Source organism: Gluconobacter roseus (genome assembly GCF_046058915.1).
GTDB lineage: Bacteria > Pseudomonadota > Alphaproteobacteria > Acetobacterales > Acetobacteraceae > Gluconobacter > Gluconobacter roseus_A.
In genome coordinates, this window is sequence record NZ_CP175538.1 from 655,439 (window position 1) to 669,121 (window position 13,683).

Annotated in this window: 13 protein-coding genes; 6 read left to right on the top strand and 7 right to left on the bottom strand. The window is 61.1% G+C overall.

Features of this window, described 5'->3' with window-relative positions; all coding sequences use genetic code 11:
- Positions 1-58 precede the first annotated feature (58 nt).
- The 4 genes from bioB (at position 59) to ACJ2A4_RS03105 (ending at position 4,817) form a co-directional block, all read left to right on the top strand.
- On the top strand, positions 59-1,099 hold the full coding sequence (gene bioB, locus ACJ2A4_RS03090) for a biotin synthase BioB (protein WP_408873578.1): 1,041 nt from the start codon (positions 59-61) through the stop codon (positions 1,097-1,099).
- A 122-nt stretch (positions 1,100-1,221) separates the two neighbouring features.
- Positions 1,222-2,523, top strand: coding sequence for an Hsp70 family protein (locus tag ACJ2A4_RS03095; RefSeq protein ID WP_408873579.1), 1,302 nt, complete (start codon positions 1,222-1,224; stop codon positions 2,521-2,523).
- Positions 2,524-2,819: 296 nt separating this feature from the next.
- Complete coding sequence (locus ACJ2A4_RS03100; RefSeq protein ID WP_408873580.1) at positions 2,820-4,379, top strand: carbohydrate porin; 1,560 nt, start codon at positions 2,820-2,822, stop codon at positions 4,377-4,379.
- A 147-nt stretch (positions 4,380-4,526) separates the two neighbouring features.
- On the top strand, positions 4,527-4,817 hold the full coding sequence (locus ACJ2A4_RS03105) for a hypothetical protein (RefSeq protein ID WP_408873581.1): 291 nt from the start codon (positions 4,527-4,529) through the stop codon (positions 4,815-4,817).
- Between the two features lie 61 nt (positions 4,818-4,878).
- On the opposite strand, the gene ACJ2A4_RS03110 is transcribed toward ACJ2A4_RS03105, so the two are convergent.
- From ACJ2A4_RS03110 to ACJ2A4_RS03130, 5 genes are read right to left on the bottom strand one after another with little or no spacing between them, the layout of a single operon-like run.
- A complete protein-coding gene (locus ACJ2A4_RS03110) occupies positions 4,879-5,781 on the bottom strand; it encodes a hypothetical protein (protein ID WP_408873582.1) in 903 nt (300 codons plus the stop codon).
- Positions 5,778-6,734, bottom strand: coding sequence for an MlaD family protein (locus ACJ2A4_RS03115; RefSeq protein ID WP_408873583.1), 957 nt, complete (start codon positions 6,732-6,734; stop codon positions 5,778-5,780). The genes ACJ2A4_RS03110 and ACJ2A4_RS03115 overlap by 4 nt, the downstream gene beginning before the upstream one ends.
- Positions 6,734-7,453, bottom strand: coding sequence for an ABC transporter ATP-binding protein (locus ACJ2A4_RS03120; RefSeq protein ID WP_194260079.1), 720 nt, complete (start codon positions 7,451-7,453; stop codon positions 6,734-6,736). The genes ACJ2A4_RS03115 and ACJ2A4_RS03120 overlap by 1 nt, the downstream gene beginning before the upstream one ends.
- Positions 7,446-8,270, bottom strand: a complete 825-nt coding sequence (locus tag ACJ2A4_RS03125) for an MlaE family ABC transporter permease (RefSeq protein WP_408873584.1) — start codon at positions 8,268-8,270, stop codon at positions 7,446-7,448. The genes ACJ2A4_RS03120 and ACJ2A4_RS03125 overlap by 8 nt, the downstream gene beginning before the upstream one ends.
- On the bottom strand, positions 8,267-10,588 hold the full coding sequence (locus ACJ2A4_RS03130; RefSeq protein ID WP_408873585.1) for a cache domain-containing protein: 2,322 nt from the start codon (positions 10,586-10,588) through the stop codon (positions 8,267-8,269). Before ACJ2A4_RS03130 ends, ACJ2A4_RS03125 begins: the two co-directional genes overlap by 4 nt.
- 276 nt (positions 10,589-10,864) lie before the next feature.
- On the opposite strand from ACJ2A4_RS03130, the gene ACJ2A4_RS03135 reads away from it, so the two are divergent.
- Complete coding sequence (locus ACJ2A4_RS03135; protein ID WP_408873586.1) at positions 10,865-11,677, top strand: YgfZ/GcvT domain-containing protein; 813 nt, start codon at positions 10,865-10,867, stop codon at positions 11,675-11,677.
- Positions 11,674-12,084 (top strand): phosphoribosyl-AMP cyclohydrolase, encoded by a 411-nt coding sequence (hisI, locus tag ACJ2A4_RS03140; protein ID WP_194260074.1) that lies wholly within the window; start codon positions 11,674-11,676, stop codon positions 12,082-12,084. The genes ACJ2A4_RS03135 and hisI overlap by 4 nt, the downstream gene beginning before the upstream one ends.
- Here the strand turns inward: hisI and ACJ2A4_RS03145 are convergent.
- Positions 12,072-12,836, bottom strand: coding sequence for a ribonuclease T2 family protein (locus tag ACJ2A4_RS03145; protein WP_408873587.1), 765 nt, complete (start codon positions 12,834-12,836; stop codon positions 12,072-12,074). The two genes, hisI and ACJ2A4_RS03145, sit on opposite strands and share 13 nt — an antisense overlap.
- Positions 12,833-13,681 carry an S-formylglutathione hydrolase gene (gene fghA, locus ACJ2A4_RS03150; protein ID WP_408873588.1) on the bottom strand — a complete coding sequence of 283 codons (849 nt, stop codon included), beginning with the start codon at positions 13,679-13,681 and terminating at the stop codon, positions 12,833-12,835. The genes ACJ2A4_RS03145 and fghA overlap by 4 nt, the downstream gene beginning before the upstream one ends.
- Positions 13,682-13,683 lie beyond the last annotated feature (2 nt).

Sequence of the window (13,683 nt, forward strand, 5' to 3'; positions counted from 1 at the left end):
ATGACACGATGGGACAATTTTGGGTAGGTGTGATGCAGCAACCCTTGGAGATTGATCCGTGACGGCCACCACCACGACCAAGCCAGACGTCCGCCACGACTGGACCCGCGACGAAGTCGAAGCCCTTGTCACCCTGCCTTTTCCGGAGCTGATGTACCGTGCGCAGACCCTGCACCGCCGGTACTTTGACCCCACAAAAGTGCAGATTTCCACGCTTCTTTCGATCAAGACGGGCGGCTGCCCGGAAGACTGCGCCTATTGTCCGCAGAGCGCGCTGCACGAAAAAAGCGTCAAGGCCGAGCGCCTGATGGCCGTGGAGTCCGTCATGAAGGAAGCACGGGCTGCCAAGAAGGCTGGTGCGGGCCGATTCTGCATGGGGGCCGCCTGGCGCACGCCGAAGGATCATGACCTCGACACCGTCTGCGAGATGATCGAGGGCGTGAAGTCCCTGGGGCTGGAAACCTGCGTGACACTCGGGATGCTCGATGCGCAGCAGACCGAGCGTCTCAAGAATGCGGGGCTGGACTACTACAACCACAACCTCGACACGTCCGAGGAGTTCTACGGCTCCATCATCTCCACCCGCACCTATCAGGAACGTCTCGATACGCTCTCGAACGTGCGCGACGCGGGCATCAATGTCTGCTGCGGCGGAATCGTGGGCATGGGCGAAGACCTGTCCGACCGCGCGGGCCTGCTCATGACGCTCGCCAACCTGCCCAAGCATCCCGAGAGCGTGCCCATCAACCTGCTCGTCCGCGTCGAAGGCACCCCGCTGGGTGAGGCCGAAGCCGTCGATCCGATCACCTTCGTCCGCATCATCGCCACGGCCCGCATCATGATGCCGGAAAGTCATGTCCGCCTTGCCGCAGGGCGCGAGAACATGACGGACGAAGCCCATGCGCTTTGCTTCCTGGCGGGTGCGAACTCGATCTTCTGCGGCGAGAAGCTCCTGACCACGCCGAACCCGGCCGAACACCGTGATCGCCAGCTCCTCTCCGCGCTCGGCATGTCGCCCATGGTGCAGTCTGAAGCCGAGATGGGCACGATGCGCCCGGCCGTGACGGAAGACGCCGTCTGCGAAATGGCCGTCTCCTGATCTTCGGTCCACGTCTGAAAGGGGAAGCGTTCGAAAGGGCGCTTCCCCTTTTTATGCTTGGCCTTTGCCCGCTTCTTCCCTAAACCCACGCCCTTTGCCCAAACCGGAAGAAAGCAGAACCAATGACGGCGCCCGGACACAACCAGACCAAAATCCGCGTCGGAATTGACTTCGGCACCACCAACAGCGTGGTCGTCATCGCGGACGAAAACGGCAACACGCACCCTGCCCGCTTCGTCTTCACGGACCACGCCACCAGCGAAACCTGCCGCACGCTGCTCTGCCTTTGGATGGATCAGGACGGACGCCGCCGCGTCATGAAGGATGCGATCGGACTGGATGCCATCGAGGCCTATCTGGACGATCCGGCCGAGAGCCGCCTCATCATGTCCATGAAGACCTATCTCGCGCAGGGATCTTTCCGCGAAACGCGGGTTTTCAGCAGCGTCATGACGCTCGAAGCCCTGATTGCGCGCTTTCTGAGGTCGCTGATGGACAAGGCCGGGCTGAACCCGGGCGATGTGAGTGCCACAATCGGCCGTCCCGTGCGCTTTGCGGGTGAACTGGCCGATGATTCGCTCGGTGTCGCCCGTCTGCGCGAGAGCTTTCTGGAAGCGGGCTTCCCCGAGCCCAATATCGTTCTCGAACCCGAGGGCGCAGGCTGGCGCTTCATGCAGCGCCTCGACAGGCCCGCCACGGTTCTCGTCGGCGATTTCGGCGGCGGTACCAGCGATTTCTCGGTCATGCGCTTCGATCCGCAAGGAAGCCAGCGTGTTACAACGCTAGGCCATTCGGGTGTCGGCATCGCCGGCGACCAGTTCGACTACCGCATCATCAGCCATGCCGTCGCCCCGGCTCTGGGACGCGATGCGACCTATCGCGTCATGGGTGGCCAGCCCCTGCCCGTCCCTGCCGAATGGTTCGCAAGCCTCGGCCGCTGGCACCGCCTGTCGCTGATGCGCACGCTCCAGACTCTGCGGGACATCGCTGACGTCGCCAAGACATCGTCCGAACCGGAAAAGCTGCGCAGTCTGCTGCGGCTGATCGAGGATCAGGAAGGCCAGAACCTCTATCGCGCGGTCGGACAGGCCAAGAGTGACCTGTCGCGCCAAGACAGCACCGTCCTGCGCTTTATTCACCGCGATCTCAAGATCGAAGAGACCATTACCCGCGCGGAGTTCGAAAGCTGGATCGCTCCTGATCTGGAGCGTCTGGATGACGCCATCGAAGATGCCATGCGTCAGACCGGACTTGGACCGGACGACATCGACCGGGTCTTCCTGACCGGGGGCACATCTTTCGTCCCCGCCGTCCGCAACCTGTTCGACCGCCGTTTTGGTGCCGAGCGTGTGGACGGTGGATCGGAGTTTGTTTCCGTTGCCGAAGGACTGGCCCTGATCGAGCGCGAGCGTCATCTGGCCTGAAAGCCTTGCGGGCCTTTCCCTGCAGGTCATCATACCGCGCAGGTCGAAGGACAAATCCATGATGTCCTGCCCCGAAACTCCGGAATAACGGCGCAAATCCAACACTCAAGATTATACTTTTTTATTTAGTGAAGAAAATTCCGGATTATGTGATTGGGAATTTTCTTCATTCCGGACTTTATCTTTCTTTGAAAGACCAGAAACGCGCGGCTAAGCCTTTTGGCCGCTTCGTTTTCGTCTACTATATTTAAAGTAATGCGCCATAGTTATTATGAACGCAGGAAAGAGTACCAGAAATGTCTCGTAAATGTTTTTTAAAAGTCTTCCTGCAGATCAATATTCTTTCGGCCATCGCCATTACTCCCCTGACAGTTCATGCTCAGGACACGACCCAGACAACCCAGCAGCCCGCTCCGGGCACGGCTGTCCGGCAGCTTCCGTCCACGACACCCGGCATGTCTCACCCGGCCGCCCGGACGCAGCATGCACCTGCCGCCCATCCCCCCGCACCGTCCGCGGACCATCTTGGGGCAATTTTTGATACAGAGAGCATCTCCTCCCTCCTCAACCGCAATGACGACGCCCTGCGCCGCAGTGACCTGACAGCCGGTTATTACGTGCCAGCAGAAGCCTTCGGTCATATCGCGCCCCAGCTCTCGCCTTACCGGAACTGGCTGGCAGAGCGCGGCTTCAGCTTCGAGTTCTCCTACAAGGGAGAAGCCATGGCGAATGTCGGCGGCGGCATCAGCAAGGGCATGTCCTACGCGCATGAACTGACGTTCAACACACGCTGGGATCTGGGTCGGCTGCTGGGGCTGGATGGCTGGATCCTGCATGCGGTGATGATGGAGCGTGCCGGCCGCGAAGTCTCCTACGACCATGTTGGCGAGCACCACATCCTGCTGAGTGAAGTCTACAGCCTTTCCGGCCATGCGGCGGCCCATCTGGCGGACATCTATCTCGAAAAGTCGTTTTTTAATAACCGCATCAACATCAATATCGGCCGCATCACGCTGACGCATACCTATGCGACCTCCGTGCTGCTCTGCACCTTCATGGTGCAATGCTCCGCGCCCCCCGCCATCAAGGCCGACGAAGGCTGGAGCGTCTACCCGAAAGCCAACTGGGGCGGCACGTTGCGTATCAAACCCACACGTGACCTAACCCTGCGAACCGGCGTCTACCGGGTCGGCGCGCTGACGGAAAATCCCAGCGGCTGGGCCTGGGGCAGTGAACACTCAACCGGTGTCATGCTTCCGATCGAACTGACTTGGGAGCCCTTTATCGGTCCAGACAACCTCCCAGGCCATTACAAGCTCGGCTTCGCGCATGACACGTCGCCTTATGCGGATCGGCTCGGCACCATTCCGGCGATGTTTGCGAAGGACGTGATCCACGACGCCAACAAACCGCGCGACACGTTCTATATCGAAGCGGACCAGATGGTGTATCGCAAGGGCGGACAGCACCAGATGGCGGGCGGCTACATCCTCGCCGGCTATGTGCACAATACGCCCAGCGTCTCGACGTTCTCGGATCAGGTCTATGTCGGCGCATCACTGCTCGGCATTATCCCCCGCCGGCCGTTCGACCGGTTCGGTGTGATGTATTCCTATTACCAGATGAGCCCAGCCATAACTATCGGTCAGCGTCTGAGACAGCTTGCAGGCATGTCTATGGGGGCATTCGTCAACGGCCCGCAGACCCATTCCGCCATTCTGGAAGCCTATTACGGTGTCCCTATTCGTCCTGGTCTCGTGCTGCAGCCAGAGTTCGAATACATGATGCGCCCGGGCCAGACCTCCGTCATTCCGAATGCAACACTGGTCGGCCTGAAGGTTCTTGGAAACCTGTAAGACAAGATCACTGATAACAGATCCGTTACTTGTGAATTAACATGAATGTTATTCTTTGACAGTAGAATTACCCGTTCGTGATTTGGATATGCTTTTCCATTTACATAATCTGAAGGCAGCTACTGACCACCGATAAGGAATTCTCGCATGAAAACGGTTTTCGCTTCTGTCTTCGTTCTTGGACTTCTCAGTGGAACGGCCGTCGCTCAGGATCCGAAAGTCGAAAACGCCGTTGTCAGCGCACCATCAGAAGGAAAGCCCCAAGTCACGCAGGCCGCAGATACCCGGAACAGCGAGACCTGCAATCAGGTCTGGGTCAACACGGCAACCCATGTTTACCATGTACAGGGCAGCTTCTGGTACGGCGCCACTTCACATGGAACCTATATGTGCGAAGACGAAGCGAAGCGGACAGGAAATACCCGCGGCCAGTTCTGAGTTTTACTTGAGAAAAAAGGCGTCAGAACCCGTGCAATCCGGGTCTGACGCCTTTTCTTTTTCAGTCACCAGCCCCGAGGCCTGACTGATCGGCAGGCGTGCCACGCACCTGTACCGTAACCTTGGCCGGGACTGATCCGGGCGCAGGAGTATCTCCCGCAGCACCGCCATTTTCCCCGGCCTGTTTCACAGCCACCTGTTTGCTGATCTGTTCTTCCTGACGAAGCGCCGTGGCCTGCGGAAGATGCCCTGCCGCTTCGGCAGCATCGGCCGCGAGTGTAAGCGCCCGGCGCATTCCACGATAATCCAGCGTATCCCGGCGGTTCTTCACCACTGACAGCGCTCCGCTATAAGCCAGTTCCGGCTGTCCCCGAAGCAGGTTCAGGCGGGCCGTGAGTTCCTGCTGATCAACTGTCGCGCCGGTCGTATGAAATCCCGCCAGATCGTTCACACGCTGGGCCAGAACCGTATCCTGCCTCAGGTCCGCTGCGATCAGCCCCGACAGGTAAAGCGCTCGTTCGCGGATCCCCATATCCGGAGACTGAAGAGCCCGCTCCACAGCTTGCGACGCGAATACCGTGTCATGAAGCCGGTAAAGCGCGGCCGCACGGATCACGGCCAGATCGGACGTATCGGAGAAACTGCGCAGGCTCAGCGCGGCCTCGGTCGTGCTCAGGCTCTGCAAAGCCTTGCGGGGCTGATCCTGCGCCAGCAGGACGGTCGCCAGATTGAATCCGGCCTCATGAATACCCGCCGCATCGTCCCGCATCAGCGCACGATCCATGGCCGTCCGGTACTGGGCTTCAGCCTGCGAGGCCTGACCGATCTCATACACGCTTTTGCCCGTATCCATGGCGTCTTCGTAAGGCTGGTCCGGCTTCGGACCTTTCGTCGCGGTCGAAGATGAACAGCCAGCAAGCGTCAGAACCATCAGGGCGGAGCATCCCAGGAAAACGCGCGTCATGGCCGCACCGCCTGCGCCGGCAGTCGGCGCGAGGGCTCCTGTTTCGATCCGCCGCCGCCCAGCAGCCAGAGCCCCCTCAACTGATCCGTCAGCTTGCGCAGACTGCTCGCACTGGCCTCCGCCTGCGCCAGCAGGGCCGGAAGCTGTGCGGTGGCCGTATTGGTATGGGCGACAGTCTGCTGAACCTGCGGCATGCTCTGACGCAGGCTCGCCGTCGCGGCCCTGGCATTGGCCATCGTGCCATCAGCCTTGGTCATGATTCCTCCGGCCTGTTTTTCAATGGGTCTGAGATCCGCAATGACAGTATCGAGATGAGCCAGCGCAGCATTGGCCTTGTCGAGCACGTCATCCTTCACCAGCAATCCGCCAATCGTCCCCTGTCCCTTGCGCATGTCGGTCAGCATATCGTTGACCTGCGTCGTGATGAGCTGGATGTTATTCATGGCCGGTACGAGCTTGTTGCGCAGATCCGTAACGGTCTGGGTAATCACATCGGCCGGGTTGGCTTCAACCGTCGCCTGCAAAACAGCATAGTCCCAGTCCAGCGGCTTACCCTTGCCGCGGCCCAGTTCAATGTAACTCGCCCCCGCCACGATCAGGCGATGACGGATGATGGCCGTGCTGTCCTGGCGGATAAAGTTGGCAAACTGCGGGTCGAGATCCCCTTCGGCATACATCCGCCCCGTTTCGTTGAGCTTGAGGCGACGGATTTCACCGGCATGGACGCCCATAACCTCGATGTCATTCCCGATCGCAAGCCCCGCCACGCCACTTTCCGGCAGCACGAAATGCAGTTTCTTCTCCGGCGTCAGCCACTGGCGCAGAAATCCCGCCTCCACGACGGCCACCGAGAACAGGACGATCGCGGCAAGGACAAGCAGTCCGACCCATTCATCCGCATAACGGTTCTGAAAGAGGGGACGGGCGGTCTCGGTCTGGCGTACGCGAAACATCAGGAACCTCGCATCGAAAACAGTCCGTCATCATAAAGGCGCAGGCGGATGGTGGCATCGGACGCATAATCCCCCCACCCGCTTTCATCCGGAGCCATCCAGACCACCGCACATCCGCGATCCCGCAGATTGGTCACGAGAGACAGGAACGCCTCCATCAGACTGACGGACGCCCCTTCCATCGGATGCTCCAGAAGCAGGAGCGCAGGTTCGCCCAGCATGGACCGAACACAGGCTGCGCGCTGGCGGTCCATGGACGACAGGCGGTTCGGCGGGACGACGGGCAGGCCCGGCAGGCCAAGCCGCACGGCCAGATGCACCGCCTGGGCCTGAAGCTTTTCGATCGGCGTGCGGGTATGGTGCAACTGTGGCCACAGGATGTTCATATGCGTCCCGTAAAGGTCCACCCAGCCGCCTGTCATGACCACGCGGCCGATCCGGCCCCGCAGCGCGTTGCTGCGCCGTTCGTCCAGATCGGCCCAGTCGAGCCCCATGCAGCGGATATGCCCGTCATCGAGCGGGATCAGCCCGACGCACATATCGGCGAAGAGGGCTGCCTGCCCCATGTCCCGGCACTCGATCAGGGCACATTCCCCTGAATTGAGACGCAGATTGTAGCGGCTGGAGACCAGCCCGCTTTCATCAAAGCGCGGCCGTGCGTCCAGAAGCTCCAGACGGGCATCGAGTGAATTCGGAAAGACGTCGTCAGGTTCAGCCATCGAAACACACACTGAAGACGACGTTGATGGCCATGATGGACAGCATCCCGCGCGCAAATCCGCGCGGCATCATGCTCGACAGATCATCCTCTGTCGTCACGTCCATGCCCGACAGGCACGAGCAGACGCCTACCGCATAACCGCTGAAGATGAACTTGGCCGGGATCACGATATAGTCGATCGGCTTCACGCTGCTGACAACCTGATCCAGAAACGCCCAGATCGGCATCGTGATCGCATCTTCGACGCGACAGACCGCATATCCCACAAGGAGTGCGGTCGCGCTGAAGATGATGCCGAGCGTAAAGCCGCTGATCGTCATGGCCAGGCTGCGCGGCACCAGAAAGGAAATGAACGGATCAATGCCCATTCCGGTCATGGCCCGCATCTGCCCGCCCGTCGTCAGCGTCCCGAGCTCGGTCAGCATCAGCATCCCGGAGCGTCCCAGCAGGATGACCCCCACCAGAACCGGCGCGATCTCACGCACCAGCACCGTGGACAGGATAGAGCCTGTCATCTGTGCCATGCCGGCAAAGCCAAGCCAGTAAACGGTCTGGGCCACGATACCGAACCCCGTCAGCGCCGCCGTCACCAGCGTGCTCAGGATACCGCCACCCACGGCCTGATGCAGGGAGGTCCAGAACTCGATCCGCACCGTCCGCCGCCAGGTCGTCAGACGGGTGGCCTCGCGCATGATGCCCCAGCCGGCGCCGATCATCATGAGCGTGAAGCGCATCTGCGTGCGGGAGAAATATCCCAGATGCACCAGCATGCTCCGGACCATCGTGATCCGGTCGAAATTGCGCAGCATTTTCATCGACGGCCCGCCAGAATGAAGCTGCGGGTGATCCCGCTGTTGGGAAGGTAGAACATGCCCCGGGCACGGAAGAGGAAATGTTCACGCAGGATCATATAGGCCTGTTCGGAGACCTGGATCGTGCCCGCATCCGGCGCGCTGCCGGTCAGGAGTTCGGCACCGTTGAGCGCGTCGCCCCAGATGTTGAAGACCGAAGGCGACTCTCCGAGTTCGGAGGCCATGACCGATCCCACATCCATGCCGATCCGGAAGACGGGGTCCAGATCCGCCGCGGCCAGCGAGGACAGGCAGGCCTCACGGATCGAGACCGCAGCATCCGCCAGCCGGACGGCCGCAGACGGGTCCGGCGTCTGCGAGCAGCCACCCACGAGAACAAGACGGTTGCTCACCACCTGAACCGAGAACAGTCCGCTGTCGCGCGCGATCTTCTGGATCTCCAGACTGAGCGCACGGATGACGTTCATGGCGCGCGCTATGCTGTCGCGATCCGACGCATAGGGGTCCACGAAGGAAATGACCATGACCGGCACCTGCGGATACACACCCGCCGCCACCGGCTCTCCGGCCGTGGTATCCGATGGAGCCAGCAGGAAGCCTTCGTCAAAGCGCGTATCATGCTTTTCTGCTGGAACCGTAAGGCCGGTTTTGCCGTCTTCCGCGGCCCCGTCGAACGGTTTGGCAAAGCGCAGGGCCACGATGGACGCAACGATGGCGATGATATGTTCCATCGTCTCCGGTTGGCCCGGATCTTCCAGTACGATCGCGCCAACCGTTTTATGTGCGTTGCGGACCGGCTGGAACAGCAGCGTATTGGCTCCCACGGCACGCATGATGACGCGCTGGAAGTTCTGCGTCCGTTCGTCCTGCGACGCATCCGCGATCGAGAGGGTATGGCCCTCTTCCAGAGCCTCGAACAGCTTGCCGTTTTCACGCTGACTGATCTCGACGCCGGTGCTGTGGACGTCACGCGCGGGATCGAATGCATCCTCGCAGAGCAGGCGGTCGCCATCGGGCAGCAGTCGCCACAGGCTGGCACGCCGCGCGCTGGTCCGGGCCGTCAGGGCTTCGGTCAGGATCGGCACTTCATGCGCAGGATCGAACAGATCCGGCGTGCTGGCGATTTCGAGCAGCGAGGCATTCTCCGCCCTGACCTGATCCCGCCCCCGCTGGAGCTGCTTTCGCAGACGCTCCACATGGCGCCCCTGTGCGACAAGTGCGAGCGCCAGAATGGACGCCAGCCCAACAACCAGCAGCGAAAATCCGATATTCTGCCGCCGCGCGGTCTGTGCGAAATCGGCAAAATCGCTCTCCGGGGCATTCAGCAGCAGCACCCAGTGCCGGTGCACGAAAGGCAGTTCGGACGCGATGGTGACGTAATTCCTGCCCCGCGCCTGCACCACGCCTGTGCCCGGTCCCTTGATGCGAAAGCGGTTGAGCGCATGGATAAAGACGGGCTGCGTCTTGGGATCGAGGAACACATTCCCCGGATCGAAGGTCTTGGGATCCTGCCCGGCCGCGACATTGTGCCCGGCGATGATCTGGCCGTGCATGTCCACGATCACGGCCTGCCCGCTCCGCCCGACCTGAAGCTTGTTGAGGAAGGACGTCAGCTGGTTCAGGGAAATGTTGATCGCGAAGACCGATTTGTGCCCGTCATGTCCGTCAAAGGCGAGCGAGGCCGTGATGATGAACTGATGGGTTGAAATATAGGCGTAGGGATCGGTCCAGTGAAGCTGTCGCTCCGGGTCGTTCTGATGCTTGACGGCTTTTGCGAACCAAGGGCGGGTGATGACATTATAGCCTTCCGCCGGGTCCGAGCTTTCACCCGTAACGTTGCCGTCCTTGTCCGTATAGACGTGGTGATAGACCTGCTTGCCGTCATCAGTCTGGAAATGGGTCTGTTCGAACCCGTCTTCTCCGTGGCGCGTGATCATCCAGAACTGGCCCTGATCGTTCGCAATATAGAAGCTGTCCACCTGAGGCGTGTGCGTCAGGATGGAGCGACCGTAGAGCATGAACGTGTTGGGCGTGGCATTCGTCAGCGGATCGCGGAACATGTCCTGTGCGATCAGGGCGCCGATGGAGGCCGGGGCGAGATAATCGCTGACCTCCTGCGTCACATAGCGCTGCTGGCTGCGCAGAAGGTCGTTGGAGAGCGAAATCGCGCCCTTGCGGGTCGTCTGGTAGTTGTGGAGACTGATACCCGTAATCGCGGCGATGACCAGAAACACGCCCACGAGCGGGCCCAGGATCTGGAAGATCCGGCGGCGGTCGCTGGCAGGGCTCTGGGTGGGGTCCACGATTTCTGCGGCTGACAACGTCTTCTCTCTCCGGACAGGCACGGGGTCGCGGAACAGGGCCGTACTACCGCGATACGGCAATATCCCCCGAGTACTGCCAGACTGCAACCCGCAGCCATGCTCCGAAACAGAGGCTTACATCGGGAACCCATCATTTCTATATGATCTGCCCAACCGACTTTTAAGCATGCTGGCCTGACGCAGATATGGCGGCCCCGAGATTTCGCCGTTATGGTCAGGCAGTTTTCCAACATGGTGGTTTTGCTGGAAACCGTCGAAACTGCGGTGTCATACATGCACGGATCTCTCTCCCACCGCGCCGTCCTGTCTTTTACGGGATCGGACCGGACCAGCTTTCTTCAGGGCCTCATCACGAATGACGTCCAGGATCTGACGCCCGCGACGGCTGTCTGGAGTGCGCTGCTTACGCCGCAGGGACGCTGGCTGAGCGAGTTCTTCCTGTATGAGGCGCCGGACCGGATCCTGATGGACTGCGCGGCAGACCATGCCGACATGCTCGTCAAACGCCTGTCACGCTTTCGCCTGCGTGCGGATGTGCAGATCGAGAAGACGGATCTGCGCGTTATAACCGGTGCGGACAGCCACTCCGTGCCACCAGATGCAATCAGCAGCGCGTCCGATCCGCGCTGTGAGGGTGCAGGCTGGCGGGCCATCGTGTTTGGAACGGATCAGAGCGGCGAGACACCATCCGCGTTTCTGGAACGCCGCCTCCTGCTCGGCCTGCCGGACGTTATGGATTTTGAGAGCGAACAGACGCTGGCGCTCGAAGCCGACATGGATCTTCTGCACGGCGTGTCCTGGAAAAAGGGCTGCTACATGGGGCAGGAACTCACCGCCCGCACCCATTACCGCGGCCTCGTCAAGCGCCGTCTGCTGCCGGTTGTCCTGTCGGGCAGCACGTTTGCGGATGAAAGTGGCGTCATCGTTTCCGGCGAGCGCGAAGTAGGGGACATCCGCTCCCGCAATGGCAATCGGGCGATCGCCATGCTGCGTCGGGAGGCCTGGTCTTCGCCGGACCTGACGTGCAATGGACAGCCGCTTTCTGTAGCGTGGCCCGTCTGGTTTCCCGAGGAGATGCGTTCGTGACCTATGTCCCCCCCGCCCCGTCCGTTGTCGATGACATCATCGCGCAGGTGAAGTTCGATGCGAACGGCCTGATTTCCGCGCTTGCACAGGCGCCGGATGGCGTGGTGCTGATGCTCGCCTGGATGAACGCGGACGCCCTGCGCGAGACGCTCCTGACGGGCCGTGTCTGCTACTGGTCCCGCAGCCGCCAGAAGCTGTGGCGCAAAGGCGAGACCTCGGGTCAGCAGCAGAAGCTTATTGAAGCCCGGCTGGACTGCGACATGGATGCCGTTCTCATGATCGTCGACCAGACCGGCGTGGCCTGCCACACCGGTCGCCGGAGCTGTTTCTATCACGGGGTGACGCCGGACGGGCTGCGCGACACCTCGCAGCCCGAAATCAGCGCCGAAGAGCTTTACGGCCGCTGATCAGCCGCAGACGGCGCCGTCCAGCCCGGCACGAGGAACGTGGCCGGACAGCCGTTCTGGTCGTCCGGTGAGGACAGATAGGCCCCTTCATACGGGAAGCGCGACAGCTTCTTCGGATCCAGCGTGAACCAGAGCTGTGTCAGCACCATCTGCCCGTTATGGGCCGGTTCGCAGCGGACCTGAAGAGCCCGGCTGTCGCGCACATTCATCAGACGTGCGAAGGTGGCCAGCATGTCATCGCGGTTGACCTGAAATCCGGACTGTTGCGCCAGCCACAGCCCGAAGGCCGAAGCCGCAAACCGGTCCCGCATTTCCATGGACGTGATGAAGAAGCGATCCGCGTCATAGCCGAAGCAGCGGGCATGCTTGGTGTATTCATGCACGTAAAGCGGCTTCTTCAGATGCGGCACCACACCCCGCAGCGCCTCAACCGTTGTCGGCAGGAGCTGTGGCGGGGTGTCGTTGTGATCATAGAGATTACAGCCCTTGGACCACCATTCCTGCACCGGCACGCCCTGTGCTTCCAGCGCATGTGGCTCGGACGCCCACAGCCCGTGCAGACCGATCGAGATGCGATGTGTCTGGTCCCACTCACATCCGCCGCCCGTGGCACAGAACCCCGGCTGCCAGGTCAGGGCCAGCGTGTCATGCCGGAAATCGGTATGGGCCGTGGGCGTGATCGAAGGCCCGGTTGGAGCCTGCGAAACACAGCCTCCCAGCAGGAAAAGAGCGACAAGAACGGAACGCTTCACGCGGAAAGCCCTTTGGCATGGTGGGGCAGATGGTCCGCGATGAAACTCTGCACGAACCAGTAGGAATGGTCATACGCGGCATGGCGACGGAGTTCGAGAGACTGTTTGCCTTCTCTCGCCGCGTCCTCCAGCGCATCCGGGCACAGATCGGCCAGATACTGGTCCATCAGCCCCTGATCCACGAGAATGGTGGACGGGTGCTTATGCCCCGAGCGCAACAGGAGCGTCGGGTCGCAGCTCTGCCATTTCGCCGGATCGCCACCGAAATACGCGTCGAACGCCTTCTGCCCCCAGGGCACGATGCTCGGATGGCAGATCGGCGCGAAAGCCGAGACCGTCTTCCAGCGATCGGGATATTTCAGCGCCTGAAGCAATGCGCCCATGCCGCCCATGGAATGTCCCATGATGCCGCGTCGTGTGCCGTCCAGAGGATAGAGCCGTTCCGTCAGTGCGGGCAGTTCTTCCCCGACATAGGTCTCCATCCGGTAGTGATGGCTCCAGGGCTCGGACGTGGCGTCAATATAGAAGCCGGCACCCGATCCCAGATCATAGCTGTCGTCTTCACCTTTTGTGTCCGTATGGCGCGGGGACGTATCGGGCGCCACCAGTGCGATGCCGTGCTCGGCGGCAAAGCGAATGGCATTGGCCTTGATGAGGAACGTCTCCTGCGTCGCGGTCAGCCCGGCCAGCAGATGAATGACGGGAACTTTCTGCCCCGCCAGAGCCTCTTTCGGCAGAAAGATCCCGAACGTCGCGGGAACGCCGAGCGCCTGCGAATTGTGCCGGACGAAGCGCAGTGAGCCGTCGAAACAGGCGTGATGCGCCAGAACTTCGATGTCGGACATGC